Origin of the sequence: Natronorubrum sp. A-ect3 (assembly GCF_041821125.1) — an archaeon.
GTDB classification, from domain to species: domain Archaea; phylum Halobacteriota; class Halobacteria; order Halobacteriales; family Natrialbaceae; genus Natronorubrum; species Natronorubrum bangense.
This window is the reverse complement of sequence record NZ_JBGUBB010000015.1, coordinates 1-23,790: the sequence shown is the minus strand read 5'-3', so window position 1 is coordinate 23,790 and position 23,790 is coordinate 1. Positions and strand designations below refer to the sequence as shown.

At 59.4% G+C, this 23,790-nt stretch carries 28 protein-coding genes and 3 tRNA genes; 18 read left to right on the top strand and 13 right to left on the bottom strand.

Annotated features, from left to right (window positions below):
* Nucleotides 1-7: 7 nt before the first annotated feature.
* A complete protein-coding gene (locus ACERJA_RS19680) occupies nucleotides 8-301 on the bottom strand; it encodes a hypothetical protein (protein ID WP_049889669.1) in 294 nt (97 codons plus the stop codon).
* Nucleotides 302-424: 123 nt separating this feature from the next.
* Between ACERJA_RS19680 and ACERJA_RS19675 the strand changes: the two genes are divergently transcribed.
* A complete protein-coding gene (locus tag ACERJA_RS19675) occupies nucleotides 425-655 on the top strand; it encodes a CDGSH iron-sulfur domain-containing protein (RefSeq protein ID WP_373609905.1) in 231 nt (76 codons plus the stop codon).
* A 42-nt stretch (nucleotides 656-697) separates the two neighbouring features.
* Here ACERJA_RS19675 and ACERJA_RS19670 read toward each other — a convergent pair whose 3' ends face one another.
* A complete protein-coding gene (locus ACERJA_RS19670; RefSeq protein WP_373609904.1) occupies nucleotides 698-1,009 on the bottom strand; it encodes a hypothetical protein in 312 nt (103 codons plus the stop codon).
* Between the two features lie 265 nt (nucleotides 1,010-1,274).
* Between ACERJA_RS19670 and ACERJA_RS19665 the strand changes: the two genes are divergently transcribed.
* The 4 genes from ACERJA_RS19665 to ACERJA_RS19650 all read left to right on the top strand — a co-directional run bounded on the left by ACERJA_RS19665 (nucleotide 1,275) and on the right by ACERJA_RS19650 (nucleotide 4,358).
* A complete protein-coding gene (locus ACERJA_RS19665; protein ID WP_373609903.1) occupies nucleotides 1,275-2,204 on the top strand; it encodes a replication factor A in 930 nt (309 codons plus the stop codon).
* 1 nt (nucleotide 2,205) lies between these two features.
* Nucleotides 2,206-2,847 carry an RPA family protein gene (locus ACERJA_RS19660; RefSeq protein WP_006065053.1) on the top strand — a complete coding sequence of 214 codons (642 nt, stop codon included), beginning with the start codon at nucleotides 2,206-2,208 and terminating at the stop codon, nucleotides 2,845-2,847.
* A 270-nt stretch (nucleotides 2,848-3,117) separates the two neighbouring features.
* Nucleotides 3,118-3,876, top strand: coding sequence for an SDR family NAD(P)-dependent oxidoreductase (locus tag ACERJA_RS19655; protein WP_373609902.1), 759 nt, complete (start codon nucleotides 3,118-3,120; stop codon nucleotides 3,874-3,876).
* A 68-nt stretch (nucleotides 3,877-3,944) separates the two neighbouring features.
* Nucleotides 3,945-4,358, top strand: coding sequence for a CopG family transcriptional regulator (locus ACERJA_RS19650; RefSeq protein WP_373609901.1), 414 nt, complete (start codon nucleotides 3,945-3,947; stop codon nucleotides 4,356-4,358).
* Between the two features lie 3 nt (nucleotides 4,359-4,361).
* Here ACERJA_RS19650 and ACERJA_RS19645 read toward each other — a convergent pair whose 3' ends face one another.
* A complete protein-coding gene (locus tag ACERJA_RS19645; RefSeq protein ID WP_006065056.1) occupies nucleotides 4,362-4,817 on the bottom strand; it encodes a DUF5814 domain-containing protein in 456 nt (151 codons plus the stop codon).
* A 155-nt stretch (nucleotides 4,818-4,972) separates the two neighbouring features.
* On the opposite strand from ACERJA_RS19645, the gene ACERJA_RS19640 reads away from it, so the two are divergent.
* A tRNA-His gene (locus ACERJA_RS19640) sits at nucleotides 4,973-5,044 on the top strand.
* 160 nt (nucleotides 5,045-5,204) lie between these two features.
* Here the strand turns inward: ACERJA_RS19640 and ACERJA_RS19635 are convergent.
* The gene (locus ACERJA_RS19635; RefSeq protein WP_373609900.1) at nucleotides 5,205-5,756 is read right to left on the bottom strand and encodes a cysteine hydrolase family protein; all 552 of its coding nucleotides are present in this window, start codon (nucleotides 5,754-5,756) and stop codon (nucleotides 5,205-5,207) included.
* 236 nt (nucleotides 5,757-5,992) lie between these two features.
* Between ACERJA_RS19635 and ACERJA_RS19630 the strand changes: the two genes are divergently transcribed.
* Both ACERJA_RS19630 and ACERJA_RS19625 read left to right on the top strand, forming a co-directional pair.
* A complete protein-coding gene (locus ACERJA_RS19630; protein WP_373609906.1) occupies nucleotides 5,993-6,139 on the top strand; it encodes a hypothetical protein in 147 nt (48 codons plus the stop codon).
* Nucleotides 6,140-6,233: 94 nt separating this feature from the next.
* Nucleotides 6,234-6,815 carry a carboxymuconolactone decarboxylase family protein gene (locus ACERJA_RS19625; RefSeq protein ID WP_373609899.1) on the top strand — a complete coding sequence of 194 codons (582 nt, stop codon included), beginning with the start codon at nucleotides 6,234-6,236 and terminating at the stop codon, nucleotides 6,813-6,815.
* A 318-nt stretch (nucleotides 6,816-7,133) separates the two neighbouring features.
* On the opposite strand, the gene ACERJA_RS19620 is transcribed toward ACERJA_RS19625, so the two are convergent.
* Nucleotides 7,134-7,207: transfer RNA gene (locus tag ACERJA_RS19620), tRNA-Phe, on the bottom strand.
* Between the two features lie 225 nt (nucleotides 7,208-7,432).
* Between ACERJA_RS19620 and ACERJA_RS19615 the strand changes: the two genes are divergently transcribed.
* From ACERJA_RS19615 to ACERJA_RS19605, 3 genes are all read left to right on the top strand, one after another.
* Nucleotides 7,433-7,879 carry a hypothetical protein gene (locus ACERJA_RS19615; protein ID WP_373609898.1) on the top strand — a complete coding sequence of 149 codons (447 nt, stop codon included), beginning with the start codon at nucleotides 7,433-7,435 and terminating at the stop codon, nucleotides 7,877-7,879.
* A gap of 317 nt (nucleotides 7,880-8,196) precedes the next feature.
* A complete protein-coding gene (locus ACERJA_RS19610; protein ID WP_373609897.1) occupies nucleotides 8,197-9,144 on the top strand; it encodes a hypothetical protein in 948 nt (315 codons plus the stop codon).
* An 83-nt stretch (nucleotides 9,145-9,227) separates the two neighbouring features.
* Nucleotides 9,228-9,413 (top strand): hypothetical protein, encoded by a 186-nt coding sequence (locus tag ACERJA_RS19605; RefSeq protein ID WP_373609896.1) that lies wholly within the window; start codon nucleotides 9,228-9,230, stop codon nucleotides 9,411-9,413.
* A gap of 104 nt (nucleotides 9,414-9,517) precedes the next feature.
* Here ACERJA_RS19605 and ACERJA_RS19600 read toward each other — a convergent pair whose 3' ends face one another.
* Nucleotides 9,518-10,318 (bottom strand): hypothetical protein, encoded by an 801-nt coding sequence (locus ACERJA_RS19600; protein WP_373609895.1) that lies wholly within the window; start codon nucleotides 10,316-10,318, stop codon nucleotides 9,518-9,520.
* A gap of 134 nt (nucleotides 10,319-10,452) precedes the next feature.
* Here ACERJA_RS19600 and ACERJA_RS19595 point away from each other — a divergent pair, with 134 nt between their 5' ends.
* Nucleotides 10,453-12,243 carry an ABC transporter ATP-binding protein gene (locus ACERJA_RS19595; RefSeq protein ID WP_373609894.1) on the top strand — a complete coding sequence of 597 codons (1,791 nt, stop codon included), beginning with the start codon at nucleotides 10,453-10,455 and terminating at the stop codon, nucleotides 12,241-12,243.
* 315 nt (nucleotides 12,244-12,558) lie between these two features.
* Here ACERJA_RS19595 and ACERJA_RS19590 read toward each other — a convergent pair.
* A tRNA-Val gene (locus ACERJA_RS19590) sits at nucleotides 12,559-12,632 on the bottom strand.
* Nucleotides 12,633-12,693: 61 nt separating this feature from the next.
* On the opposite strand from ACERJA_RS19590, the gene ACERJA_RS19585 reads away from it, so the two are divergent.
* On the top strand, nucleotides 12,694-13,188 hold the full coding sequence (locus ACERJA_RS19585) for a DUF192 domain-containing protein (protein ID WP_373609893.1): 495 nt from the start codon (nucleotides 12,694-12,696) through the stop codon (nucleotides 13,186-13,188).
* A gap of 146 nt (nucleotides 13,189-13,334) precedes the next feature.
* Nucleotides 13,335-15,350: an ABC transporter ATP-binding protein gene (locus ACERJA_RS19580; RefSeq protein WP_373609892.1), complete on the top strand. Its 2,016-nt coding sequence runs from the start codon at nucleotides 13,335-13,337 to the stop codon at nucleotides 15,348-15,350.
* Nucleotides 15,351-15,520: 170 nt separating this feature from the next.
* On the opposite strand, the gene ACERJA_RS19575 is transcribed toward ACERJA_RS19580, so the two are convergent.
* Nucleotides 15,521-15,865, bottom strand: a complete 345-nt coding sequence (locus tag ACERJA_RS19575; protein ID WP_373609891.1) for a hypothetical protein — start codon at nucleotides 15,863-15,865, stop codon at nucleotides 15,521-15,523.
* A gap of 97 nt (nucleotides 15,866-15,962) precedes the next feature.
* Nucleotides 15,963-16,874: a phosphatase PAP2 family protein gene (locus ACERJA_RS19570; RefSeq protein ID WP_373609890.1), complete on the bottom strand. Its 912-nt coding sequence runs from the start codon at nucleotides 16,872-16,874 to the stop codon at nucleotides 15,963-15,965.
* A gap of 122 nt (nucleotides 16,875-16,996) precedes the next feature.
* On the opposite strand from ACERJA_RS19570, the gene ACERJA_RS19565 reads away from it, so the two are divergent.
* Complete coding sequence (locus ACERJA_RS19565) at nucleotides 16,997-17,734, top strand: creatininase family protein (RefSeq protein ID WP_006065076.1); 738 nt, start codon at nucleotides 16,997-16,999, stop codon at nucleotides 17,732-17,734.
* Between the two features lie 60 nt (nucleotides 17,735-17,794).
* Here ACERJA_RS19565 and ACERJA_RS19560 read toward each other — a convergent pair whose 3' ends face one another.
* Nucleotides 17,795-18,262, bottom strand: a complete 468-nt coding sequence (locus tag ACERJA_RS19560; protein WP_373609889.1) for a DUF5790 family protein — start codon at nucleotides 18,260-18,262, stop codon at nucleotides 17,795-17,797.
* A gap of 189 nt (nucleotides 18,263-18,451) precedes the next feature.
* Nucleotides 18,452-18,814, bottom strand: coding sequence for a dihydroneopterin aldolase family protein (locus ACERJA_RS19555; RefSeq protein WP_373609888.1), 363 nt, complete (start codon nucleotides 18,812-18,814; stop codon nucleotides 18,452-18,454).
* Between the two features lie 169 nt (nucleotides 18,815-18,983).
* On the opposite strand from ACERJA_RS19555, the gene azf reads away from it, so the two are divergent.
* Nucleotides 18,984-19,727, top strand: a complete 744-nt coding sequence (azf, locus tag ACERJA_RS19550) for an NAD-dependent glucose-6-phosphate dehydrogenase Azf (RefSeq protein ID WP_373609887.1) — start codon at nucleotides 18,984-18,986, stop codon at nucleotides 19,725-19,727.
* Between the two features lie 121 nt (nucleotides 19,728-19,848).
* On the opposite strand, the gene ACERJA_RS19545 is transcribed toward azf, so the two are convergent.
* Complete coding sequence (locus ACERJA_RS19545) at nucleotides 19,849-20,463, bottom strand: DUF309 domain-containing protein (protein WP_373609886.1); 615 nt, start codon at nucleotides 20,461-20,463, stop codon at nucleotides 19,849-19,851.
* 332 nt (nucleotides 20,464-20,795) lie between these two features.
* The gene (locus ACERJA_RS19540; RefSeq protein WP_373609885.1) at nucleotides 20,796-21,890 is read right to left on the bottom strand and encodes an aminopeptidase; all 1,095 of its coding nucleotides are present in this window, start codon (nucleotides 21,888-21,890) and stop codon (nucleotides 20,796-20,798) included.
* A 912-nt stretch (nucleotides 21,891-22,802) separates the two neighbouring features.
* Between ACERJA_RS19540 and ACERJA_RS19535 the strand changes: the two genes are divergently transcribed.
* Together ACERJA_RS19535 and ACERJA_RS19530 are read left to right on the top strand one after the other, a co-directional pair.
* The gene (locus ACERJA_RS19535) at nucleotides 22,803-22,997 is read left to right on the top strand and encodes a cold-shock protein (protein WP_006087767.1); all 195 of its coding nucleotides are present in this window, start codon (nucleotides 22,803-22,805) and stop codon (nucleotides 22,995-22,997) included.
* A 273-nt stretch (nucleotides 22,998-23,270) separates the two neighbouring features.
* Nucleotides 23,271-23,543 (top strand): PadR family transcriptional regulator, encoded by a 273-nt coding sequence (locus tag ACERJA_RS19530; RefSeq protein ID WP_006065084.1) that lies wholly within the window; start codon nucleotides 23,271-23,273, stop codon nucleotides 23,541-23,543.
* The last annotated feature ends 247 nt before the right edge of the window (nucleotides 23,544-23,790 follow it).

The following is a 23,790-nucleotide window of genomic DNA, read 5'->3' as shown; positions in this document are numbered from 1 at the left end:
GGAGTAGTCACGTGACGTACAGCGAGTGTGCAATAATGAGGAAGCCGGCAAACATCAGCAGGCTCTCGAGGAGAATCCCCATCATCAACGACACTCCGAGCAGCTCATAGAGGAGGCCGGCAAGCACCAACCCGAGCGTGACGAGACCAAACCCAACGGCGAGAAGTCCAAGCGCGCGCTGTCTGGTCCGGCGGTACGCTTTGTACGCAAAAAACGTGATAACGCTCCCCACGAGCAGAATAAGCGTCTTAACGACTGCAAGCAGGATTGCGATCGACAGCCCTGTATCGTGAAAACTCATACTGGTTCGTATTTCGAAATCACAAACAGCGCTCAAGTACCTTGTGTTCACGACGATAACAGCCACGGTCGGTGTCAGATTGCGACCAGTTGCTTTTCATCTTCGCCACTCGAATGCAGTGTCATGACACGACTAGTCGAACTCGAGGCCACAGGCCCGCGGAAACTGGAGCCATCGGACATCGATGAGACGAAGGGTGATATTGCAATCTGTCAGTGTGGGCTCGCTGAATCGTTCCCGTTTTGCGATGGGAGCCACCGACAGACCGACGACGAGGAGTCGGCGGCGACGTACGTGTACGAAAACGGCGAGCGGTCGGTCGTCGAGCGCATCGTCACAACCGACGAGGAGTAACACCGAACGACGTGTTGGTCTGAAACCTGATCACGACTGCGCTCACCAGGTTTCGATCCGCCCCTCGCGAACGTCTTCCACACAGCCTTCACAGTCGGGATGATCCGCCTCGAAACAGGCCGGTCGATACTGATCGTCGAGCATCGCCGCCCGCTGTTCGGCGTACCGACGACAGACGATTTTCGCCCGTCCCTTCTCGTCTGAGGGAAGGCTGCGGGCGTTTTTCGCTATTTCGTACGCCTCACGAGCCTCTTCGAGTTGCTTGGTCGTCGAGCCGCGAACCTCTTCGTACTGCTGACCAGCCTCCTGAAGCTTCGAACGAAGGAATCGCTCGAGTCGACGACGATCCGACATTACCGACCTGTTAGGCCGCAGGGCCCATAGTCCCGTCGCTGGGACGCGAGTGGTGAGCGTGGATCGCACGCCAAAGCGGCCTCGCCAGCCTCATCTCGACAACGGCGAGAACCCGCGACCGTCACCACAGAGAAGCCAGATCGCTTCGTGAGCAGCTGATTCGACGTCTCGAAATTCACTTTCGCTCCGGTGGCGGCAGTTTAAATATGATCGGGAGCGAAACCGCGTATGCCTCCCAGTGAAACGAAAGAGGAGGCGTGACACAATGAGCGACGTACGACAGCACGCGGACGAGATACACGACCAGTTTTCAGACCATATCGACGTTACCGTCGAAGACGTCGAGGAGCGCCTGCACACGCTCGTCGACGAGTACAAAGTGCCCATGGACGAGGCCCGACGGAGCGTCACGAACCACTATCTCGAGGCAGCGGACCTCGAGCGTGAGGACATCTCACGGAGCGGGAGCGAAGCCGCCAACATCGAGGACGTCGACGAACCCGAAGAGTGGATCGACCTCACTGCGAAGGTCATCGAACTCTGGGATCCCCGCAGCGACTCCGTCGCACAGGTCGGCCTGCTGGGCGACCCGACGGGCACAATCAAGTTCACCAAGTGGGCGAAATCCGACCTGCCGGCGCTCGAAGAAGGCGGCGTCTACGAACTCCAAAACGTCGTCACTGACGAGTATCAGGGCCGGTACTCGGTCAAACTCAACTCGACGACTGTCATCGAGGAACTCGAAGAGGACCTCGAGGTCGGCAACGACACGAGCGAGATCGAAGGCGCGCTCGTCGATATGCAAAGCGGCAGCGGGCTCATCAAGCGCTGCCCGAAAGAGGGCTGTACACGAGTGCTTCAGAACGGCCGCTGTAACGAACACGGCGAGGTCGAAGGCGAGTTCGACCTCCGGATCAAGGCCGTCGTCGACGACGGCCTCGACGCCTACGAGGTTATCTTCGACAAGGAGGCCACCGAGGACCTGACGGGCCTGAGCCTGGAGGAAGCCAAAGACATGGCGATGGATGCGCTGGATACGACCGTTGTCGCCGACGAGATTATGGACGATATCGTCGGGACCTACTACCGTATCGAGGGGCCGACGTTCGGCCGCTACGTGTTGGCCGACGACGTCGAGGAACTCGACGGGCCAGCCGATCCAGAACAGCTGTTGATCAAAGCGAGGTCGATGTAACATGAGCCAGTCAGAACTCACCCGCGAAGTCGCCCGCCGCGTCTTCGCCTCCGAATTCAACGACTCGACGTACACCTTCAAAGAAAGCGACGACGAGCGTGCGCCCAACTACGCGCTGCTCCCGACTGGCGACCGCGCCAACCGCGTGTTCATCGTCGGCACCCTGACCGAGACCGAAGACGTCGGCGACGACAGCGAGTACTGGCGCGGCCGCGTCGTCGACCCGACGGGGACCTTCTTCGTCTACGCCGGCCAGTACCAGCCCGAGGCCGCCTCCGTCCTTCGCGATACGGAGCCACCAGCCTACGTCGCCATCGTTGGCAAGCCACGCACCTACGAGACCGACGACGGCACTGTCAACGTCTCCGTCCGGCCCGAGTCGATCGCGGTCGTCGACGACGCCACTCGCGACCGCTGGGTCGTCGAAACCGCCGAGCGAACGCTCGACCGAATCGAGGCCTACGAGGAGTGGGAAGCCGAACAGGAAGCCCCGGAAAGCGCCTCGACGGCACCCACAAACGAGTACGCCCAGATGGCTCGTGAGCGATACGACTCGCCAGTCATCAACTACCGCAACGATGTTGTCGCCGCCCTCGAGAGCCTCGAGACCGTCGAGCGCGACGATACCGAAGCAACGGTCTGAGATCGGTCGGCTACGGTTACCGTCCTTTTTCGTCTCGGCGACGGTTCGAGCGAGGCGACTCAGCTATCGGTACCGGCCTCGAGCAGCGCGTCGACGCCGTCGAATCCATCGTCGGTAACCCCGTGGCCCGCGTTTGGATCGCGCCACTCGAATCGATCGCCCCCTGTGTGTCCCCGACGATTCCCGTTACGTGATGGAGCCCCGGCGTATGAGCAAGCATAGCAGTCATTTGTGACTGATATTTTTACTGCTGGCCATCGAAATCAGTGTATGGTGTCCGTTTCAGACAGTGTTGTCGTTGTCACCGGTGGCGCATCAGGAATGGGTCGATCAATGGCACTCGAGTTCGCCGATAACGGAGCATCCGTCGTTGCCGTCGACGTCGACGAGGACGGCCTTGACGACCTCACGAGCGAGATTCTGGACAATGGTGGCGAGGCAATCGGCATTATCGGCGACGTCTCCGACCCCGACAGCGTTGAGGCCGTCGTAGAACGGGCGACCGAGACGTACGGCACAATCGATGTGCTCTGTAACAACGCGGGTATCCTCGACGATTACGCGCCGACCGGGGAGACCTCCGAAGACCTGTGGGATCGGGTTATGGACATCAACCTCAAGGGCGTCTTTCTGTTCACGAAAGCGACGCTACCAGCCCTTCTCGAGGGCGAAGACGAAGGAGTCGTCATTAATACGGCCTCGATCGCCGGCAAGGTCGCTGGCGGTGGCGGTGCCGCCTACACCTCATCGAAACACGGCGTAATTGGGTTCACGAAGCAACTCTCACACGACTACGGCCCCGAGATTCGCGCAAACGCTGTCTGCCCAGGCTTCATTGAGACCGGGATGACTGAAGCGCTAATCGACGAAACACCCGACGAGGTCCGAGAAATCGTCGACGGAACTCCAGCTCAGCGCTACGCCCGCCCAGAAGAGGTTGCACAGGTTGTCACCTTCCTCGCAAGCGACAAGGCGTCGTTCATGCACGGCGCTGCCGTCGACGTTGACGGCGGCTGGCTCGTCGACTGAATATCGATCGCATGCACCATTTCTGTCTGACGAACGGTTAAGTGTCATGCACGACGAATAGAAGCCAAATGGGCAACAAGAACAAGACGATCTCGTTTCGCGTAAACGAGGACGCGTTCGAGGCGCTCCAGGATATCGCCGCCGAACGCGACATCTCGTTGTCCGCGGTGTTTCGGGACTACGTCGACTTGCTCGTCGACCACGACGGCCAAGTCGCCGTCGTTCCCGAAGACGAACTCGAGTCGAACGCGGGAGACGACGACAGCCACTCGTTCCCGCCAACCGTCGAAGTCCCGAAACAGTTCATCCGCGAACACGAGCGCCTCGAACTCGAGGCCGACCATCTCCGCGAACAGCTCGATGAGTACAAAGCCTACGTCAACGAGTTACAGGATCGACTCGAGGAAGAAGAGGACGAAGTACTGTTGCTCGATGAGCTCGATGAGCTAGACGACCAAGACGACCGATACCAGTTGCGGTAGGGGCTATCTCGAGAGGTTCTGTTTTGCCTGGCGGATCTCGTCGTACTTTTCGTCTGCGCCTTCGACGCGGGCGAGTGCTTCGGCCGCCTCGAGTGTCCGAACGCCGTTGTCGAGAAACGAAAGGACGTCGCCGGAGTAGGCATACACCATGTAGTCGTCGGTCATCACGTCGACGATCGCATCTGGCCCCAGTCCCTGGGCGCGCAACTCGAGGAGATACTGGATGAATTTCCGCTCGGGGCAGCCACAGTAGGGGTTGTTGTCACAGTCACAGTCGAGAAAGTCCTGTGCGAAATCGAGCACCCGATCGCGGGTCGCCTCGTCGAGTTTCTCGAGTCCGGCACCCTGAAAGAGAATATCAAGCGTCGCACCCTTGAACGCCCCCTTCGGGATATTCGTCTCGAGCTGGGAGCTGAGCTGGCGGTGGTTTTTGACGTAGATTTTGTCGGTGATAGCCACGCGTTGGGTGTTTTACCGCTTGTGGGCCAAAAAACATCCCGGTCGCGCCCGGCCGTACTTATGTCCCGTACTATCGCGGTACGCACTCGCATACGCTCGTGCGCGAGTCGTAACGTATTTCAGTCCAACCACTCCTATCTTGTTTTGTAAGCGTGTCCGGGTTGGGGTAGTGGTTATCCTTCAGCCTTGTGGAGGCTGAGACGCGGGTTCGATTCTCGCACCCGGACTTTTTACCGACGACAATCGTGAGGAGTGGATAAACCGGAAGGTGAGATCGAATCACGCGAGACGAACGGGAGTGAGTTTCGCAGTCGGGTTCGATTCTCGCACCCGAACGTTTCTCGACGGCAATATCGGAGTCGATGCCGACCTGACGGGCGAGTTGCGCTACTCGAGACGATCGACGATATCGTCGCTCGTTGTAACGTTGGAGAAAATCGTGTCGTGGACAGCGGCGATGGTGTCGGTGATTTCGGCAGGATCATTGTCACCGATGGGGAACGTGCTCGTCGCGTCCGTGACGTAGTGGGAGTCATATCCACGTGCGTCGGCTTCGCGGGCAGTGGTGTCGACGCAGATCGCCGACAGGAGACCGATGCTGACCACGTTTTCGATGTCGTTTCGGACGAGGATGTCGGCAAGGCGGGTGTCCTGGAAACAGCTCGGCTTCGTCTTCGTCACGAGATATTCATCCTCTCGAACGTCGATTTCGTCGACAATTTTGGTGTACTCGGAGCCCCACGCGAACACGGGAGCGTCTCGACTGGGCTGGACGTGACGGGCGTGAACGACGGTCGCACCGGTTTCACGGGCGATGTTGAGGAGTCGCTGGCAGTTCTCGAGGACGCGTTCGCCGTCGGGAACGTACCACGGCCGGTCTTCGACGAAATATTCTTTCTGGAGGTCGATAACGACAACAGCGGTATTTTCGGCGAGCATGGATATATAATCCATCTATACTGTGTTAAACGTTGGCTGGCTTTGGAATTGAATGAAAAACGTCGACGATCGGGCTGAACTGACGCCGTTATAGTAACAACTGCAACGATTTACACACTGATCGCACAGCCGTCGTGCGATCAGGTGTGCATTGACTTGCAGTGGCTACTATAGCACAAGTAGACTGAATACCGACGGCACCCTCACTCGGATCGATGGTAGAGCGTGACGATGGTATGACGTGTGAGACCTGCGGGGCCGCCCTCGCCCGCGAGGACGCCCGGCGGGCGAAGACGATGGGCGGACTGGATCCGGCGAAGTGGCAGACGCTGTACTGTCCACACTGTGGTTCGCGGCTGAAAACGGTCTACGTCGGTGACTGATCGCACAGTCCTGCCTCGGGAAGCCACTCTGCCCTGTTCGGCACCCGATCCAACAGGATGTGGAGTATAGTATCTGCACCCGAAACAGCACCGTATGGCACGCATAACGTACGTCGAGCCAGACGAGCTGCCAGCCGAGAAACGAGACCTGCTACAGTCGCTCTCAGAAACAGCCGTGGCTGACGAGGACCGTGAACACTCGTTGACCGGTGACCGCTTGAACGTCTATCGGGCGCTCGGACAAAACGTTGCACTGCTCGAGGGGTTCCGAACGTATGGCGACGTCGTCTGGAACCAGGGTGGTCTTTCGGCATCCGAACGGGAGACTGTCATCCTCGCGACCGCCTACTACGCGGACGCAGCCTACGAGTGGCACCAGCACGTCCGCGTGGCTCTCGACGAGGGGATGGCTCCCGACCAGATCCTCGCCATCTCTCGTGAGGAACCTGATCGCCTCGAGCCAAAGTATGCGGCCCTCGTTGCGTACGTCGAACAGTTCGTCGATGGAGCGGTCGATGACGATACACACGAGCATCTAGCGGCCCACTACGACGATGCGAGTCTCCTCGGCGTCGGGATGCTGTCTGGGTGTTACCTCGGGCTGGCGCGGGTCCTACAGGCGCTACAAGTCGACCTCGAAGACGAGTTCGTCGGCTGGGATCTCGAAAACCTGTAACTCGAACCTACTCCGCCCATCGTCTCACGGCGTCCGGTGGTGTCGTATGAGAAAGGCCATCTTTCAGACCGGATGTGGTCGCCCTCGTTGGCGCTCGTCTTTCGACTTCCCGCTCGCTTCGCTCGCGGGAACGAGGACAGCTCAGTTCTCAATCGAGTGTCGTATTCGCTCGAGGAGAGATTACGTCGAAAAAGTATGCGTCCTCCCGGATTTGAACCACGCGAAGACAGTGGCTTGCTTCGCTCGTGTTGCGTCTTCTCTAGTCCAAACCTGGTCGGGGATACTTTCTGCTCGACGAATTGCCTCGCGGAAAAGGTATGCCGCCTCCCGGATTTGAACCGGGGACAGCTCGATCTTCAGTCGAGTGCTCTCCCAGTCTGAGCTAAGGCGGCGCATTTCTACATCTGTTGATCGTATAAAAAAGGGTTTCGAAGCGAAGCCGCTGCGAGAGTGATTACCACTGACTTACTCGAGGTCGTCCAGTCTGTCTCCGGTTAGGAACAGCGATCCAAAGTAACGCAGCGGATACACTCGAGTATACCAACCATTGATTGCGGTCTGTTGGATTTGTAGATATTCAAGACACCCTTTTCTGGTCTGACGGGTAATATCATGTTATGGAAGCACTTACCTCGGACCAAGACGTCGAAAACCTCTCTGCAGACACTATCCTCGAGCTGCTGGCAAACCGTCGGCGGCGATACCTTCTCTATGCACTTCGTGGACGGGACGATCCAATCGAACTCTCGACGCTCGCCGAGCAGGTCGCCGGCTGGGAGCTGGATGTTCCACCAGACGAGGTGGCGAAAAACGAATATAAGAGTGTCTACGTCTCTTCTGTGCAGTGTCACGTTCCGAAGTTGGCCGACGCGGGGGTTGTCGACCACGACGAGGAGAACCACACTGTCGTTCTCTCAGATAACTTCGAACAACTCGAGCCCTACCTTCGTGTCGTCGTCAAGGATGAACCGGAGAATTCGATTCTTCACGGCGCCCTGCAGACGGAATCTGGCGATGGCCTGCTGGGTCAGATCCGGGAAAACGTTGCGCGGCTCAAACAGTAGAGCCGCCGAGCGTTCAGCGGCGATACGAGTGTGTGACTGTCGATGACTGCTCCGCCCGAACGTGGTTCTGACAGCTCAGATCTGATTGTCGACAATGTATCCTCGAGTTACCGGTATCTGGACAGCCGACACCGAGCTCGGTATCGCTTGACAGCCTGCACTTCGACCTGAGCGGACAGCACGTCATCAGGGTTCGACTGGGGGCTGCTCGACTGACGCAACCTGTTCTGTAACCGGTTCTTACTCGAGAGACTGTCGTGGCTACTCAACTGACACGAGCCATAGATTGATCAGATAGCGTGAAATAGCAGCCGAAAATGGGCCGAGAGCACACCCCACGAGAACTCCTCGGGCGCGCGGTTGCGACGGTGCGGACAGAAGGCGTACTCGAGTTGGTCCACCGAAGCGTCCCGTATCTCAGACGCCGACGGAATCGGCTTTGGAAACAACTCCTTGCCCGCATGGGAGGGGTTCCTGCTGCGAGGGCGTACTTGCGAGCGCGCCGGTGGGTTCGGCCTGCATCGATTACGGACGCAGATCCTTTCGCCCGGCTGTGGATCGATCCTGCGCGGATCGACACTCAGGTACGGACGACGTCGAAACGCTGGGGACGGGTTGTCGATGGCGACTGGGATCGTGCGGTGGTTCCGTTCGACGAAACCAGCGCCTACCGAAGCGTCGTAGCACACTTCCAGCAAGGAACGCCCTGGTCGGAGACTGCCGAGTTCGAACAGTATCGCGACCGACTCGAGGCCGGTGAACAACCGAAAGGCTGTACGACCGAAGACGAACTAGCGGCACGATTCGAGGAACTCGATGCGATCTACGATCGGATCGCGACTGATGGGTATCGTTCACAGCCGGAACTCTGGGCCGACCGGCCCGAGTATCAACGGACCGTCTTCTACAAGTGGGACCGGACGATCGATCCGCGACTCGACGAGGTGACCGTCAGTATTGGTCGAGATGGTCAGGTGTTACATAGCGACCGCGGCGATCATCGACTGGCAATCGCGAAGTTGCTTGAGTGTCGAACAGTTCCAGTCCTGGTTCGACGCCGACACACATACTGGCAATCGATCCGCGCGGAAATCGCAGCCGCCACTCGACCATCTGATCTGACTGCACGGGCCCGGAGACATCTCGAGCATCCCGATGTGCGCGATTTGCACGAGTTCGAGCTGTCGGCGACCGAAATCGAAACGGCAGCCGCGAGTGGGGATAGCTCACCGGCAGCCGTCGTCGACGAGGAAGAAATCACGTGATACTTTCGTTGACACTAACACAGCCACTGGTTTCGGTACGTCAGTAGCTTCGTAACTATCCGGGAACACCGAAACTGGAACAGATGAAACGTATGCTCGACGCCCGAGACAGCACGTCGTTCCGGCCAGCACCAGTCCCAGAAGAATGGCACCCGCATTCGAACGCCGGTATCGTTGGCGTCCGAATCGCGACAATGGAGGACGAGCGACCATCCGCGTCGGAGTGGATCTGGTCGTCGCGGTGGCTGGACCTCACCGCCAAGCGATAGTCAGGTACTGAGTGTCCGAAAACGGTGTCAAACGGGGACTGCAGCCAGATCGCCATCTGTTGCTCACTGTGAATGCCCCTCGAAGACGATCAGTTAACAGCAAGTTAGTCCGAACGCCGGGGTACGTCGTGGAGATCTGGATGGTCGGGAATCACACCAGTTCGTGCGTACTGATCCCGGCGACGCATCCAGTCTCGGTGACGGACGAGCACACCAACGGGAATCGTCTCGAGATCAAGTAGTTTCGCGATCGCCAGACGGTGACGGCCGTTGACGAACAGGAGATCGCCATCACGGCCGATATCCACGAGTACTTCTTCAGTGACGCCGAGCAGCGAGTCGAACCCAAGCGCCTGCTGTGACTGGTAGCCATCCTGCCGGATGCGCTCGTAGAGCGCATCGATTCGAGCACAGCGCTCGAGGATGGCCCCACGGGTTGTGAGACTCCGCCAGGACGGGATGCCGTCGTCAGCCAGTTCGAGACACCGAGCAACGAATGGCGTCTCGGTCCAGTCGGTCCCACCGACGAAGTGGGCCGCCATCGATTGGAAGAAGACGCTCTCTTCGAAGCGATCCGCGCGATAAAGATCATATCGCTCCCGGTAGTCGTCGTCGGTGATGACGACGTCGTCGGTCCGATCCCAGTCACCGTCGCGAACGGTGCCAAGCTGTGTGGCCTTCTCGTGATATGGCGGATACGGCCGACCTGTAAACGATCGAATGCTGTTTGGATCGGCCGTGAGCGTCGCAAACGGATCCGGCGGCTGGTCAAACTGATCGAAATCGTCCGTAAGTGTTCGCCGCAGATACACGTTCTTCACAGCGGTCGGAGCAGCCACTGGAAGCGCCGTATAGATGTTCTCGAGCGTCTGCAACGGCAGCCACGATCGGTCACCGAGCGACATGCAGAGACGGACACCAGACCGAGAGAAAAAGCGATAGAATCGTTCACAGCTGACGTTCATCCAGAAGTGACCCTCTTCTATCTCATAACGTTCTCATAACAATACCTGACCGAGTGGTCGTTCGGTCCGAACACATGTCTACCGAGGATCTTACGCGTCGCGAAAAGCTCCGGGGGTTGTACCTGGTCGCGACCTACCGACCGGCCGTGACGCTCTTTCTCGTCCTCTTCAGTGGCATCGTCGCTGTCCTCGAGGGTGTCGGTGTGAGTTTTATTATTCCGATCATTGAAATCGCACAGTCATCCGGCGAGACAGCAACCCAAGAAGATGGGATCATCGGCATGTTCTTGACTGCATTCGAGTTCGCTGGGATTCCGTTTACACTCGGCTACATCGTGTTGACCGTCGGTGCGGTCATCACGGTTCGATATCTCTCATCGTTTGTCGTCGCGTGGATGCGCGTCTCGCTCCGAACGAACTACGTCCGTGAGCTCCAGTCTCGAGCGTTCAGAACAGCGCTTGACGCTCGAGTTGCGTACTTCGATACCGAAGGCTCCGATGACGTGCTCAACGCGATCGTCACGCAAGCGGAGTACGCCGGAAAAGCGATCAGAGACTTTATCCGGTTTTTCGAACAGGTGCTGTTGATCGTGGTCTACCTCGCAGTCGCGTTCTACATCTCACCGCTCATGACGATCGCTGCAGGAGTGTCGATCGTGGCCCTGACGGTTCTCATCCGGAACGTTCTCGAGGGTGGGTACGACGTCGGTGAACAGGTGGCCGACGCAAACGAGGGGATTCAACGGAACGTCCAGACGGGAACGCAAGGGATCCGAGACGTGAAGCTTCTCGGCATGACTGATACGTTGTACGAGCAGTTCTCGACACACCTCGATCGGTTTACCACCTCGTCGATCAAACTCGGCCGTAACGAAGCCGCGATCAGTTCCGCCTACAACCTTTCGATCGCTCTGTTAGTGTTCGGGTTGATTTACGTCTCGATAACGTTCGCTGATCTCTCCCTCGGCGCGTTGGCCGCGTTCCTGTTCGTCATGTTTCAGGTCGGCCCTCGTGTCAGCAGCGCTAACGAGTACTTCTACAAGGTCGAAGGACGGCTCCCACATCTGGTTCGGACCCAGCAGTTTATCGAGGAACTCGAGGCGAGCCAGGATATCCAGGGCGGCGACCGGTCGGTCCCAGAAACGGCGACGCCGATCGCGTTCGAGGACGTTTCGTTTGCCTACGAGGACGACGAGCCAGTGTTACAAGACCTCTCGTTTCGTGTCGGCGACGGAGAGTTCGTCGCGTTCGTTGGCCAGTCCGGCGAAGGCAAGTCGACGATCGCGGCGCTACTCGCCCGGCTGTACGCCCCTGATGACGGCACGATCACCGCTAACGGAACGCCAATCGACGAGTTCGACACCGAAGCGTGGCGGTCGCGAATCGCGTTCGTCCGCCAAGATCCATACATCTTCAACGAGACACTGCTCGAGAACATCACCGTCGGCAACCCCGACGCATCCCACACAGCGGTGCACGAAGCCTGTGAAATCGCCCAGGTCACCGAATTCCTCGACGAGTTGCCCAACGGCTACGACACTGAACTCGGTGACGACGGCGTCCGCCTCTCTGGTGGTCAGCGCCAGCGTGTCGCCCTTGCTCGAGCCCTCCTCGAGGACGCAGACATCCTGGTGCTGGACGAAGCGACGAGCGACCTCGACGCGACCATCGAACGACGCGTTCAGGACGGGATCGAGTCGATGGCCCAAGAGTATACCATCGTCGCGATTGCTCACCGGCTCTCGACCGTTCGCGATGCCGACCGCATCTACGCACTCGAGGACGGAACCATCGCCGAATGCGGTGAACACGGGCAGTTGCTCGAACAGGACGGGGCGTATGCAGAGCTCTACGCAGTCCAGTAGGCGGCGTCTTCGCGAGTGCTCGCAGTTGATCAGTTCTCTGGGCAGGCTCGTTTGGACTCGAGCGAGTGCTTTCGTGACGTGGCTGTCGCTCACGAGTTGTTCGGGACAGCAACAGTGGGCTCGGGCGGGTTCGACCCGCCCTCGGTACAGTCCTGCTGCTCGCGATATTGCTCGCCACAGAAATGGGCTCGGGCGGGTTCGAACCGAAGCAAGACGATCACTCTCGCATCCGCTCGAGTGCTGCGACTTGCAGGGCACGAACCACCACTCGCGTCACAGTGCTGGCGCTCACGGATTTGTTCGCGCCAGCAATAGTGGGCTCGGGCGGGTTCGAACCACCGACCTCGGCCTTGTAAAGGCCGCGTCATGACCAACTAGACCACGAGCCCGCATTCGACAGAAGTCACCCCGTCCGAATAACCTTTACTTTCTGGCGTCGGAGGATTCGGCATGGCTCTCGAGCGTGTCTGGTCGGTTCTAGTAGCCGTTCTCGCCATTTCACTGATCGGCCTGCTCGTTTTGCAACTCGGGATTGTGACACCGCCGTGGGCGGAATCGGAAGCCGACGTGCGCGTGCTCGACGGCGACACCGGCGACGAGCTGGCCGCAATCGATGTCGAGGTCGCAGATACACAAGCCGAACGCTACACCGGGTTGAGCGACCACGAATCGCTCGCGGACGGTGAAGGGATGCTGTTCGTTCACTCGAGTGAAGACGAACGCACCTACGTCATGCGCGAGATGGATTTCGATATCGACATCATCTTCATCGGCGCTGACGGCGAGATCACGTCAATCGAGCACGCCCGCGCGCCAGAGCCGGGCGAGGACGGCAACGACCTCCAGTACACTGGGCAGGCGAAGTGGGTCCTCGAGGTACCGCGTGGTTACGCCACCGAAACTGGAATTGAGGCCGGCGACGAGGTCGATATCGACTACAAGTGAGACGGGCTGCTGTACCGAGTTCCTGTCGCGACCGCAGGACGGGTCGGGACGGAGTTGACGGACAACGGTCCGTCTGAGGCGCTTGATTCGAGCCGGCGTGTAACTGTCGCAAACGCTTATCCCCAGCGCTCCCCGAGGCGGATGTAATGCAGGACGTCGACTGGGAGAAAGACGACCCGTTCGAAGACCAGCGGGACCAGGTCGAGAGCCCGATGCGACGGCTGCTCTTCGAGTACGGTCGTCCGTACTGGTTTTCCGTCACTGTCGGGCTCATCTCGAGTGTGCTCGCGCGAGCGCTTGATCTGTTACCTGCACTCTTGCTTGCGGTTGCGATCGACGCCATCTTCGGCGATGCCGTCTTCGCCGAACAGGTGCCGTTCGTGATCCTGCCGGAGGCGTGGCTGCCGGCGACGGCCGACGGACAGTTCAGGTTCGTCGCCATCGCTATCGCGGCCTCGTTCGTCTTCGGCGCGCTGTTTCACTGGCTTCGAAACTGGGGCTTTAACGCCTTCTCACAGGATATCCAACACGACGTTCGAACCGCCACCTACGACAAGATGCAACGACTCGACATGGAGTTTTTCGCCTCGAAACAGACCGGCGAGATGATGTCGGTGCTCTCAAACGACGTCAACCAGCTCGAGCGCTTTCTCAACGAGGGGATGAACTCTGCAACCCGGCTGATCGTCATGGTGGTCGGCATCTCCGCGCTGTTGTTCTGGCTCAACCCGCAGCTGGCGCTGGTCTCGCTTGCGCCCGTGCCGTTGATCGCGGGCTTTACCTACATCTTCGTCAAGAAGATTCAGCCAAAGTACGCCGCGGTCCGTTCCTCGGTCGGCAAGGTAAACTCCCGCCTCGAGAACAACCTCGGCGGGATCGGCGTCATCAAATCCTCGAACACGGAAACGTACGAATCGGACCGCGTCGAGGACGTCTCCCGGAAGTACTACGACACGAACTGGGAGGCGATTTGGCTTCGAATTCGGTTTTTCCCCGCTCTGCAGCTAATCTCGGGGATCGGCTTCGTGCTGACGTTCGCCGTCGGCGGCTACTGGATCTTCACCGGCAGCGGCCCAGGTCCGTTTACGGGCACGCTCCAAACCGGAACGTTCGTCGCCTTCATCCTCTATACGCAGCAACTCGTCTGGCCGATGGCCCAGTTCGGCCAGGTAATCAATATGTACCAGCGCGCCGCGGCCTCGAGTGAGCGTATTTTCGGCCTGATGGACGAGGAAGGCCGGATCGAACGCGAAAAGGGGGCCGAGGTGATCGAGGTCAGCGAGGGAGCCGTCGAGTACGACAACGTGAGCTTCACGTACGAGGATCACGGTGTCTCACGCACTGCAGACGAGAACGAGAGCCCATCGAGCGACGACCAGCGCGACGAGCGGGACGGCGACACTGACAACAAGATCATCGACGGCATCTCCTTCGACGTCGACGGCGGTGAGACGGTCGCACTTGTCGGACCGACGGGGGCTGGGAAATCAACCGTGCTCAAGCTTCTGCTCCGACTGTACGACGTCGATGAGGGCGCGATCCGGATCGACGGCCAGGATATTCGAGAGGTCTCGCTGTCGAGTCTCCGCCAGTCGATGGGCTACGTCGGCCAGGAGTCGTTTCTGTTCTATGGCAGCGTCGAAGAGAACATCACCTACGGCTCGTTCGACGCGAGCCGTGAGGAGATCGTCACCGCGGCCAAAGCCGCAGAAGCCCACGAGTTCATCCAGAACTTGCCCGACGGGTACGACACGATGGTCGGCGAACGCGGTGTCAAACTCTCAGGCGGCCAGCGCCAGCGCGTCGCGATCGCCCGTGCAGTGCTCAAAGACCCCGATATCCTCGTCCTCGACGAGGCGACCAGCGACGTCGACACCGAGACCGAGATGCTCATCCAGCGCTCGATCGACGAACTGACCGAGGATCGGACCACGTTCGCCATCGCTCATCGACTCTCGACGATCAAAGACGCCGATCAGATCCTCGTTCTCGAGGATGGTCGGATCGTCGAGCGCGGCAGCCACGAGCAACTGCTCGGAAACGATGGACTCTACTCACATCTCTGGGGTGTCCAGGCCGGCGAAATCGACGAACTGCCACAGGAGTTCATCGAACGCGCCCAACGCCGCCAAGCACGGACAGAAGTCGAAACCGACAACTGAACTGTCGGCTATCGTAGCCACTGAAACTCACTGCACACCGCATCGCACGACGGCTGTGCGATGCGTGTGTCCATCGGTTCAGTTGTTACTATCTCTCTCCCAGCGCATCCACACGCTGGCCCCCGGTTGTGCCGGGACCGACTGCCCAACAACCGTCGGTACGGCCGGCGCTAGAACGACTCCTGCTCTCGCTGTCCATCCTGACCTGGCGCACCCTCGTCCTGACGGTCCTCGCCAGTTGCAGGCGGCGTGCGATCGCTGTAGTTTTTCCGTCCGATTGCCTCGTCGCTGACCATGCTCATGATCGCCTGTCTGACTTCGTCGGCCGAGCCGTACTCGTCTTCGTTGAGCGGTTCGATGAGTTCCTCGAGCGTCGCCGTCTCCTCCCCCATCTCGATTTCTCTGTCGCCGTGCTGGTCGAACAGTTCGTCTTCGCTGATCGGATACGCGTGGCTCTCGAGGTCGTCATCGAGGTCGCCGAGTTCGACGCCGAGTGTGCGACTATCGTCACTCATATTCGAGGGATAGACGAGGCGTCTGAAACCAGTTGGCCCTGCGTTCGCCATCGGGGGCACGGGCCGCATCGACAACGCCGACTCTTCTGATCGACGGTCACGAAAGGATAATAGCTAGTGCGACTGCAAGCGCTCCGATCACGGCAGCCGGACCGACTGCAGCCACGCTCCCGTCAAGCACAGTGAGTCCGGCGAGCAGTCCAATCGACACCGTCGCCGACCCGGCGTGGTACGTCACCCGCGGTGTTGGGGACGAGTGAAACTGTCGATGACCGAGTGCCCAGACAGCAAGCGCACCAGCTGCGAGTGCTGCATACGTCACTGATCGGCCCGCAGCGCCGCTGATGGCTATCGCGACGAGTGCAAACCCAAGTGCCAGTGCGAAGGCACTCGTGACTCGATCGAACCGCGAGCGCTCGAGGAGCCACACCATCGCAACGAGATAGGCAACGCCGACGGCGATTCCGGCGACGATATCGCCCGGGTAGTGGACGGCGAGGACGACTCGAGAGAGACTAATTGCGACGACGATGACGCCCGCAACGGCGACCCGAGCGCGCCGTGTTCCGGTTCGAACTGTCAGTGCCAGCAGGCCGTAGGCGACAGTTGCCCCAAGCGCGTGCCCACTCGGAAAGCCGTAGCCACTGAGCGTCACCGTAGAGACGTAGACCGACTCGAGTGCTGGTGGTAACGCACCAGGAGTCGCTGCGACGAGCGCCGGTCGGGGCAACGCGAAACTGTGTTTGAGTGCCGTCATGACTGCCAGCCCGCCGACGACGACGCCGACCATCCAGACTGCAGACGGTATTTCGGATGTGTTCGTCGCCCCTTGCTGTGGTTGACTGGCTCCGTCGGTGGATCGTTGCCACGTGAGCAGCCATGACGCTGCGATTGTGATCGAAATCACGACCCAAACGTCGCCAAAACGCGTGACGAGCGCAGCCAAGAGCAAGAGCCACTCGGGCATCGATCCGTGAAGCGTCTCGAGGAGATCGCCGCCGCGATACATACCAGTCAGTCCGACAGACAACGATATAGCAGCCGGAGTGGCACCTGCAAGCCCCCGAAAGACGTGCCCTGCCCGACGCAGTCACCGAGGGTTTCATGCCCACGCCGTGGGAGTGTTTCCGCATGAATCTCACCGATGCAACGTGGACAGATATCCGCGACCTCGAGACCGACCTCGCCGTCGTTCCCGTCGGCAGCACAGAACAACACGGCCCTCATGCACCCCTCGGGACAGACGTCCTGACCGCCGAGGCGGTCGCCGACGCTGGCCTCGAGCGATTTGACGACGACGTCGTCCGCGCGCCAGCGATCCCGGTTGGCATCGCCGAAGAGCATCGCCAGTTCCCCGGCACAATGTGGGTCTCTCCAGAGACGTTTCGAAGCTACGTCCGTGAGGCAGTCGAGAGCCTTGCCGCCCACGGTTTCGATCGCGTCGTCATCGTCAACGGCCACGGCGGCAACGTCGACGCCGTCCGAGAGGTCGGCGCGACCGTAACGCGAGCCGGCGACGCCTACGCTGTCCCCTTTACCTGGTTCGAGGCCGTCGGCGAGCACGCCGCCGAGATGGGCCACGGTGGCCCGCTCGAGACCGCCTTGCTTCGCCACTGCGAACCCGACCTCGTCCGTGAGGACCGGATCGACGAGGCGAGCGCTGGCAGTGCTGAACGCTGGGGCGAGTGGGTGAGCCACACGAACCTGGCCTACGATTCGGCCGAGTTCACCGACAACGGCGTCGTCGGCGACCCAAGCGCGGGCGAAAAAGAGCGCGGCGAGGAACTACTCGAGTTGGCCGCGGACGCACTGGCTCGGTTGCTCGAGGCCGTTGCCGAGCGAGACGTCTCACGACCCGACCGTCGGTAGTGGGTGTACAGTGGGGCGAGAGGCAATTCGTCCGCGGTGTGTCTGGCTACAGTTTTGGCGTTATTCTTCGTCCGCTGGTTCATCTTCGTCTTCTGCCGCCGCTTCTTCATCAGCGTCCTCGTCGGCGTCGGCCGTGCTCCCGGCGTCCTGGAGCGTCCCGCGAAGCGCCGGAATCGTCGAGGTGAGTTCGCCAACCTGGTCGCCCGCCTCGGCGATGTCCGCAATCGCGTCTTCGAGGTCGGCGATCTCTTCTTCGAGGTCGTCGGCGTCCTCGAACGCGTCGGCTCGCTGGCCCATCGTGAACCACTTTTTGGCGTCACGAAGATGTTCCTCGGCATCGCCGACGTTCAGTGCGGAGTTAAGGCCGTTTAACACACCCAGGACGTTGTCGGCGTCGGTCTCCCAGACGTCATCGGCGCTGGGGAGTGTCCCCCATCCGTCCTCGAGTGAGGATTCGACGTCCGCGCGCATTTCGTTGGCTGCTTCACCGAACAGTTCCTCGTCGTCGCCGAATGTCGCTTGACTCATACATGTTCTTTCACCGTGATCGGGTTTAAAAGGTCGCCCGAAAGTGAAAGTGAAAACGCACTCGAGCAGGCTGATATCGACGAATCGGCAGCCGAATTCCGAAAGAAAAGTCGAGTATCATACGGACTGCTGTCGTCAGTGACCGCCGATCACCGATCCCGTCTCTGGTGATCGGTACAGCAGACCGTATCAGCGGCTGCGGACCGATTCGAGTTGCATCAGTGGATAGCCATCTTCCATCGCCATGTGCGTGACGACCTCACACTCCTCGTAGTCGACGACGATCTCGACCTCGAGAAACCGGCCCGTCAGCTCGGTGTAGTCGGCCGTCGAATGGGCGAGTTCGGCCTCGAGTTCGTCCATTCGCACGTCGACAGTGACGTCGGTACAGTGGGGCTGGTTCTCGATCGACTCCTCCATCGCCGTTGCGAGACTGGATGCGCTCTCTGGAGCGATCGGCGTGCCGGCGAACTGGTGGTACAGCGTGCCGAACTTGATACCGGCCTCGAAGCAGGCGGCCTCGGCGTCGGTCGGAGTTTCATCAGACGACATGCGCAAGACCTCGCGTGCCGTCGGGAAGTCGATTCCGGTCCAGCACGTGGCTGAAGACGGTTACTCGAGAGGGATACAGTGTGCAACGGTGGCGTATCGAATGCGATAGACGACCACGACAGCGCGGAATCGCACGTTACTTATCGACGGTATGCCTCACTTCGAACGAATGGCACAGTCGGTCCTGCTTACTGGGGCTGCGGGGCGAGTCGGGACAGCCATCCTTGGCGGCCTCGCAGACGAACACGAGTGGCGTTTACTGGATCGCGATCCGCCGACGGACGATCACCCGGGCGAGTTCGTCGTCGCAGACATTACTGACAGGGAAGCTATCCGGGAGGCGATGGACGGCATCGACGTCGTTATCCACCTTGCGGGTGACCCCCGGAAGACAGCACCGTGGAAGAGCGTCCTGACGAACAACATTGACGGCACGCAAACCGTCTACGAGGCTGCCATCGACGCCGGGGTGGAAAAGGTTGCGTTCGCCTCCTCGAACCACGCCGTCGGCGCCTTCGAGACCGAAGAGCGCACTCCCGAAATGTACCGTACAGACGATGATTACCTGCTTGATGGGACGGAACTTCCCCGGCCAGGGAACCTCTATGGCGTCTCGAAGGTCACTGGCGAAGCGCTTGGCCGTTACTACCACGACGAGTACGGCATCTCGGTCGTCAACGTCCGCATCGGCAACCTCACCGAAGGGCATCCACCGATCGACTACGAGCGTGGCCAGGCGATGTGGCTCTCCTACCGCGACTGTGCACACCTGTTCGATCGCTGTATCCGTGCCGACTACGACTACGAGATCGTCTACGGCATCTCCGACAACGACCGCAAGTACTACTCGATCGAGCGCGCTCGAGAGGCACTCGGTTACGAGCCACAGGACAACTCCGCCCACCACGACTGAACACCGCCTTGGCTTTTCTCGATCACTGATCTCGAACGCGCACGATTCATACGGACTGCTGTAACGATTTCCCGCCGATCGCCAGGATGGAGTCGGCGGTCATTGACTACAGTAGACCGTATCAGAACAGTCCGTCGACGTCTGCTTCTCGAGCCTGTCGCCTGCCGACGTGGTCGCGCAGTCGCTGATAGATGATTCCGCGATGAGCCTCCTCTCGGACGAACGCAAACAACAGTGCGATGAACTGGCTGCCGTCATCGCCAGCCTCGAGGTCTCGCTCAGCGTACGTTCGGGCCTGCGCAACTGGCGTTTCGTCGAACCCCAACTCGTCAGCAAGCACCGTCGCCGCAATCGCCGTCGGCGCGAACTCGAGTGTTGCAAGCGTTGGCCGCTCGCCCTCGTGTTCGAGCCCAACGGGTGGCTGACGCTCTATACGTTCTGGATCCGCCGCAAGCGCTGTGAGAAACGCCCGGATCGGCGGGAGATTGACGCCGTGGTAGTCAGGCGGTACCGCTTCGAGATACTCACGGGCGCTCGCTGCCAGTCCGACAGCCCCTTCCCAGTTTTGCTCGTGGGCGTGGTGTACAGCAGCCGTACACTGGATCAGCCCGTGGAGCAGTTGCTCATCGTCAGTGCCTGACTCGAGGTCGAGCCAGTGTTCTTCCCAGGCGTCGTGGGCGGCGTGGTAGTAGCCCGCGTTGTAGATCGCGGCCCCTGCCCGGAGCTGGTCGCGCATAGCTGGCGTAGGCACTCGAGCCTCGAGAGCGTGTCGGCCTGTCTAAAAGCGTGCGAGGTGAGCTGCAACGCCGGATATGTGCCGCCTCCGGCAAGGCGGGCAGACAACTGTGCAAGGGGAATGACAAATCCCTGACCGGTTACTTGCCGCCACCGGTCATGGCGGTACTCGATGGAAGACTGGAGTACGGTATTATTATGCAGGTGCTTCGAGAACCGTGTCCCCTGGTTACAACACACAGGATCCACACGAGACACTGTTAACAGGCACCTACCAGTTTCCTGTGACGGGTTCGAAACCGGCTCCAACAGGTTCCGCCTCCACTCACGAGGTTACTCGAAGCCGTCTTCCCACCGAAACCGGCCGTTACGTTGGACGACCTCGCCATCGATCTCGAGTCGTGAATCTTCGCTGACGTCGGTGATCATGTCGACGTGGATCGCGGATTCGTTGCCGGACTCCCCTTCGGGAAGGTTCGCGTCGTAGGCTCGCCCGAGCGCGAGATGGACCGTCTCGCCCATCTTCTCGTCGAAGAGGATGTTGTCCGTATAGCGGTCGATCCCGCGATTCATCCCGATCCCGAGTTCGCCGAGTCGACGCGCACCGTCGTCAGTGTCGATGATTTCAGCGATGACGTCGGCCCCCTGCTCGGCATCGTACTCGACTACTTCGCCGGCTTCGAACTCGAGGCGAACGTTGCGGACCGCGTCTCCATGGAGCGTCATCGGGACGTCGAAGGTCACCGTCCCCTCAGTGGCGTACGGTGCGGTAAACACCTCGCCACTGGGGAGATTGTGCGAGTCGTAGACCACCGAAGCAGCGCTGTTGACTGCCGTTCGATCGTCGATTCGCATCGTGAGATCGGTGTCGGTCGAGACGAGCCGGACTTCCGAGCCGTCGTCGAGCAACTGTTTCAGTCTGGCCATCTCTTCGGCCAGTGACTCCCAATCTCGAAGAATCGCGTTATACGCGAATTCCTGGTACGCTTCGTAGGCCATGTTGGCTTGCTGGGCGAGCGAACGTGTCGGATGGACCGTCGACACCCATCGAGTATCCAGTCGCGTCTCGCGGATTCCAGCTCTGGCGCTGTTGTAGGCCTGCCGAGTTGCACCCGGAACATCCGCCGTTGCACTCGTGTTTCGACCGCCCCCAAGTGAGAGATACACATCTGCCTGTTCGACCAGTGCGAGTTCGTGGGCCGGATTCTCCTCGAAGTCGCCATCATGAGCCCGGAGATACGTGCGCGTGATCTCGCCGGAGCTGTAGGTTGCAAGCAGATTCGCGCCCCGACTGCCAAGCGTCTCGGCGACTGCAACCGCAAGCTCGTGGGCATCAGGCCCCACTGCGAGCACGACGTTATCGCCCGCCTCAACGCGAGCGCTCCAGTCAACCAGTACCTCGGCGTGTTTGCGAACGCGTTCGTCCATACCGGTTACTCTCGAGGGTGACCACTAAACGCTCTCCGTTCGCCATCATACGTCGGTGTTCAGTTCGCCGGCAAAACGGTCGCTCGGGATGCAACAGCCGAAATCAGCCCAGCGAAGACCAGGCGGGAGCTGAATCTTCGGCACCTTCCCGTTCACTGGAGCGGACAACCGACACAACCAGGTCGCCGATTGGTGTCTCAGCGATAACAAGAGCGAATTGCAGCAGGTGCTGGCCAATCAGCAACGCAAAGAGCACTCCGACACCGAAAACAGGCTAAACACCAGAGAGTACGGGCGCAAACACGACGAAGTTCATCGCAAACACGATGTTAACCACATCATATTGCGCCCGCCGACCGCACAGTTCCACAGAACAGTCACAGGCCAGAAACCGTACCGCAAAGGCGAGGGCCGCTCCCGGAAAGACGAACTCTGTGCCGACGATCGGAAATCGAGACTACCAATCAGAAGGCAAGCACCTTCGACGCAGTCGACTGCGCTGTAACAAACGTCTCACGAACACTCGATGAACGCTACCTGGGTAATCTCTGCCCGCGGCGAGCAGACATCTCTGAGTGGGTTCTGCAACAACGCGTCTCTCGGGCCCACCGACACGATTCGAAAGTCGTCGCAGATCTCGGGTCGCTTGTTCAGTCGGTTCACGCGTCGCATCAGAGCGCGTCTGAACCGAACGTATCACTCAACCCAAAATGGAATCGGCCGGTAGCAACCCTAAACAGTGACATCTCACGGCCATGAGAAATATTTAATCAGAATAAACACACTTCTGGACACAGAAAATGAGGCTTGAGAGGCGAATTTTCAGCTATTTCACTTCCGTGTGTGTCTGGTTCTCGAGAGGACGAGTATAACACAACTGTTATACGTGGCGGGGCACACTCTTTGATTGCAATGGCGAAAGGAAACGTTGATTTCTTCAACGACACAGGCGGCTACGGTTTCATTTCGACGGACGACGCGGACGATGACGTTTTCTTCCACATGGAAGACGTTGGCGGTCCGGACCTCGAAGAAGGCACAGACATCGAATTCGATATTGAACAGGCCCCCAAGGGCCCCCGCGCCACCAACGTCACCCGCCTGTAATACGGCTTTTTACGTTCGGTAACGGGTTTCACATTCAACTATACATTCTTCAGACACCTACTTCGAACGCGACAGCGTTGCCTCGAGTTTGTCGGGGCTGCGATGTCGATAGCGACGCTGGTCTCATTCTAAAGCCAGTAGTACTCTCTTACTGATACCAAACCGATTGCTCAGTGTTGTTACTCTAGTTAGTCTTCCAAAACGCCTTTCGAACCGTTGATACGAGAACGATAACAAATAGTCGGTTAGTTGGTTTGTCTGTGTGGTAGCACAATGGACGATCTGACCGGATTCCAACGCGATCTCCTGTACGTGATCGCTGGGGCCGACCAACCGTCTGGCCAAGACGTAAAAGAAGAAGTCGAAAAGTATTACAGTAGTGAAATTAACCACGGCCGGTTGTATCCCAATCTCGACACGCTGGTTAATAAAGCACTTGTGGAAAAGGGACAGCTCGATCGGCGGACAAACTACTACGCGATCAGTGACCGCGGACTCGAGCAGATCGAAGCCCGCAGAAAGTGGGAGGAACAGTATCTCGACTGAGGGTCATACGGCTGTTACAACATATCCCACCCGCCTTACACTGCCCCACTCTCATCGCCACGGTCAGACGCCGACAGAACTCGAGCCGTGCATCCGCAGCATCCAGTGCCGTTGTGGATTTTATTCCTTTGCCGGTTGTTCGAACGATCCGCTGCAGGCACTCGAGTCGGTGTCTAACAGCTCGCGCTCGAGTTGGACAGCGTTCATCTGAAAACCGGACCTCAAAGCAGCTGCTGTATGGATGTTG

Bases quoted from the DNA above. Each gene is read 5' to 3' on its own strand.
- ACERJA_RS19680 (WP_049889669.1), bottom strand. From the start codon at position 301: ATGAGTTTTCACGATACAGGGCTGTCGATCGCAATCCTGCTTGCAGTC.
- ACERJA_RS19675 (WP_373609905.1), top strand. From the start codon at position 425: ATGACACGACTAGTCGAACTCGAGGCCACAGGCCCGCGGAAACTGGAG.
- ACERJA_RS19670 (WP_373609904.1), bottom strand. From the start codon at position 1,009: ATGTCGGATCGTCGTCGACTCGAGCGATTCCTTCGTTCGAAGCTTCAG.
- ACERJA_RS19665 (WP_373609903.1), top strand. From the start codon at position 1,275: ATGAGCGACGTACGACAGCACGCGGACGAGATACACGACCAGTTTTCA.
- ACERJA_RS19660 (WP_006065053.1), top strand. From the start codon at position 2,206: ATGAGCCAGTCAGAACTCACCCGCGAAGTCGCCCGCCGCGTCTTCGCC.
- ACERJA_RS19655 (WP_373609902.1), top strand. From the start codon at position 3,118: ATGGTGTCCGTTTCAGACAGTGTTGTCGTTGTCACCGGTGGCGCATCA.
- ACERJA_RS19650 (WP_373609901.1), top strand. From the start codon at position 3,945: ATGGGCAACAAGAACAAGACGATCTCGTTTCGCGTAAACGAGGACGCG.
- ACERJA_RS19635 (WP_373609900.1), bottom strand. From the start codon at position 5,756: ATGCTCGCCGAAAATACCGCTGTTGTCGTTATCGACCTCCAGAAAGAA.
- ACERJA_RS19630 (WP_373609906.1), top strand. From the start codon at position 5,993: ATGACGTGTGAGACCTGCGGGGCCGCCCTCGCCCGCGAGGACGCCCGG.
- ACERJA_RS19625 (WP_373609899.1), top strand. From the start codon at position 6,234: ATGGCACGCATAACGTACGTCGAGCCAGACGAGCTGCCAGCCGAGAAA.
- ACERJA_RS19615 (WP_373609898.1), top strand. From the start codon at position 7,433: ATGGAAGCACTTACCTCGGACCAAGACGTCGAAAACCTCTCTGCAGAC.
- ACERJA_RS19610 (WP_373609897.1), top strand. From the start codon at position 8,197: ATGGGCCGAGAGCACACCCCACGAGAACTCCTCGGGCGCGCGGTTGCG.
- ACERJA_RS19605 (WP_373609896.1), top strand. From the start codon at position 9,228: ATGAAACGTATGCTCGACGCCCGAGACAGCACGTCGTTCCGGCCAGCA.
- ACERJA_RS19600 (WP_373609895.1), bottom strand. From the start codon at position 10,318: ATGTCGCTCGGTGACCGATCGTGGCTGCCGTTGCAGACGCTCGAGAAC.
- ACERJA_RS19595 (WP_373609894.1), top strand. From the start codon at position 10,453: ATGTCTACCGAGGATCTTACGCGTCGCGAAAAGCTCCGGGGGTTGTAC.
- ACERJA_RS19585 (WP_373609893.1), top strand. From the start codon at position 12,694: ATGGCTCTCGAGCGTGTCTGGTCGGTTCTAGTAGCCGTTCTCGCCATT.
- ACERJA_RS19580 (WP_373609892.1), top strand. From the start codon at position 13,335: ATGCAGGACGTCGACTGGGAGAAAGACGACCCGTTCGAAGACCAGCGG.
- ACERJA_RS19575 (WP_373609891.1), bottom strand. From the start codon at position 15,865: ATGAGTGACGATAGTCGCACACTCGGCGTCGAACTCGGCGACCTCGAT.
- ACERJA_RS19570 (WP_373609890.1), bottom strand. From the start codon at position 16,874: ATGTATCGCGGCGGCGATCTCCTCGAGACGCTTCACGGATCGATGCCC.
- ACERJA_RS19565 (WP_006065076.1), top strand. From the start codon at position 16,997: ATGAATCTCACCGATGCAACGTGGACAGATATCCGCGACCTCGAGACC.
- ACERJA_RS19560 (WP_373609889.1), bottom strand. From the start codon at position 18,262: ATGAGTCAAGCGACATTCGGCGACGACGAGGAACTGTTCGGTGAAGCA.
- ACERJA_RS19555 (WP_373609888.1), bottom strand. From the start codon at position 18,814: ATGTCGTCTGATGAAACTCCGACCGACGCCGAGGCCGCCTGCTTCGAG.
- azf (WP_373609887.1), top strand. From the start codon at position 18,984: ATGGCACAGTCGGTCCTGCTTACTGGGGCTGCGGGGCGAGTCGGGACA.
- ACERJA_RS19545 (WP_373609886.1), bottom strand. From the start codon at position 20,463: ATGCGCGACCAGCTCCGGGCAGGGGCCGCGATCTACAACGCGGGCTAC.
- ACERJA_RS19540 (WP_373609885.1), bottom strand. From the start codon at position 21,890: ATGGACGAACGCGTTCGCAAACACGCCGAGGTACTGGTTGACTGGAGC.
- ACERJA_RS19535 (WP_006087767.1), top strand. From the start codon at position 22,803: ATGGCGAAAGGAAACGTTGATTTCTTCAACGACACAGGCGGCTACGGT.
- ACERJA_RS19530 (WP_006065084.1), top strand. From the start codon at position 23,271: ATGGACGATCTGACCGGATTCCAACGCGATCTCCTGTACGTGATCGCT.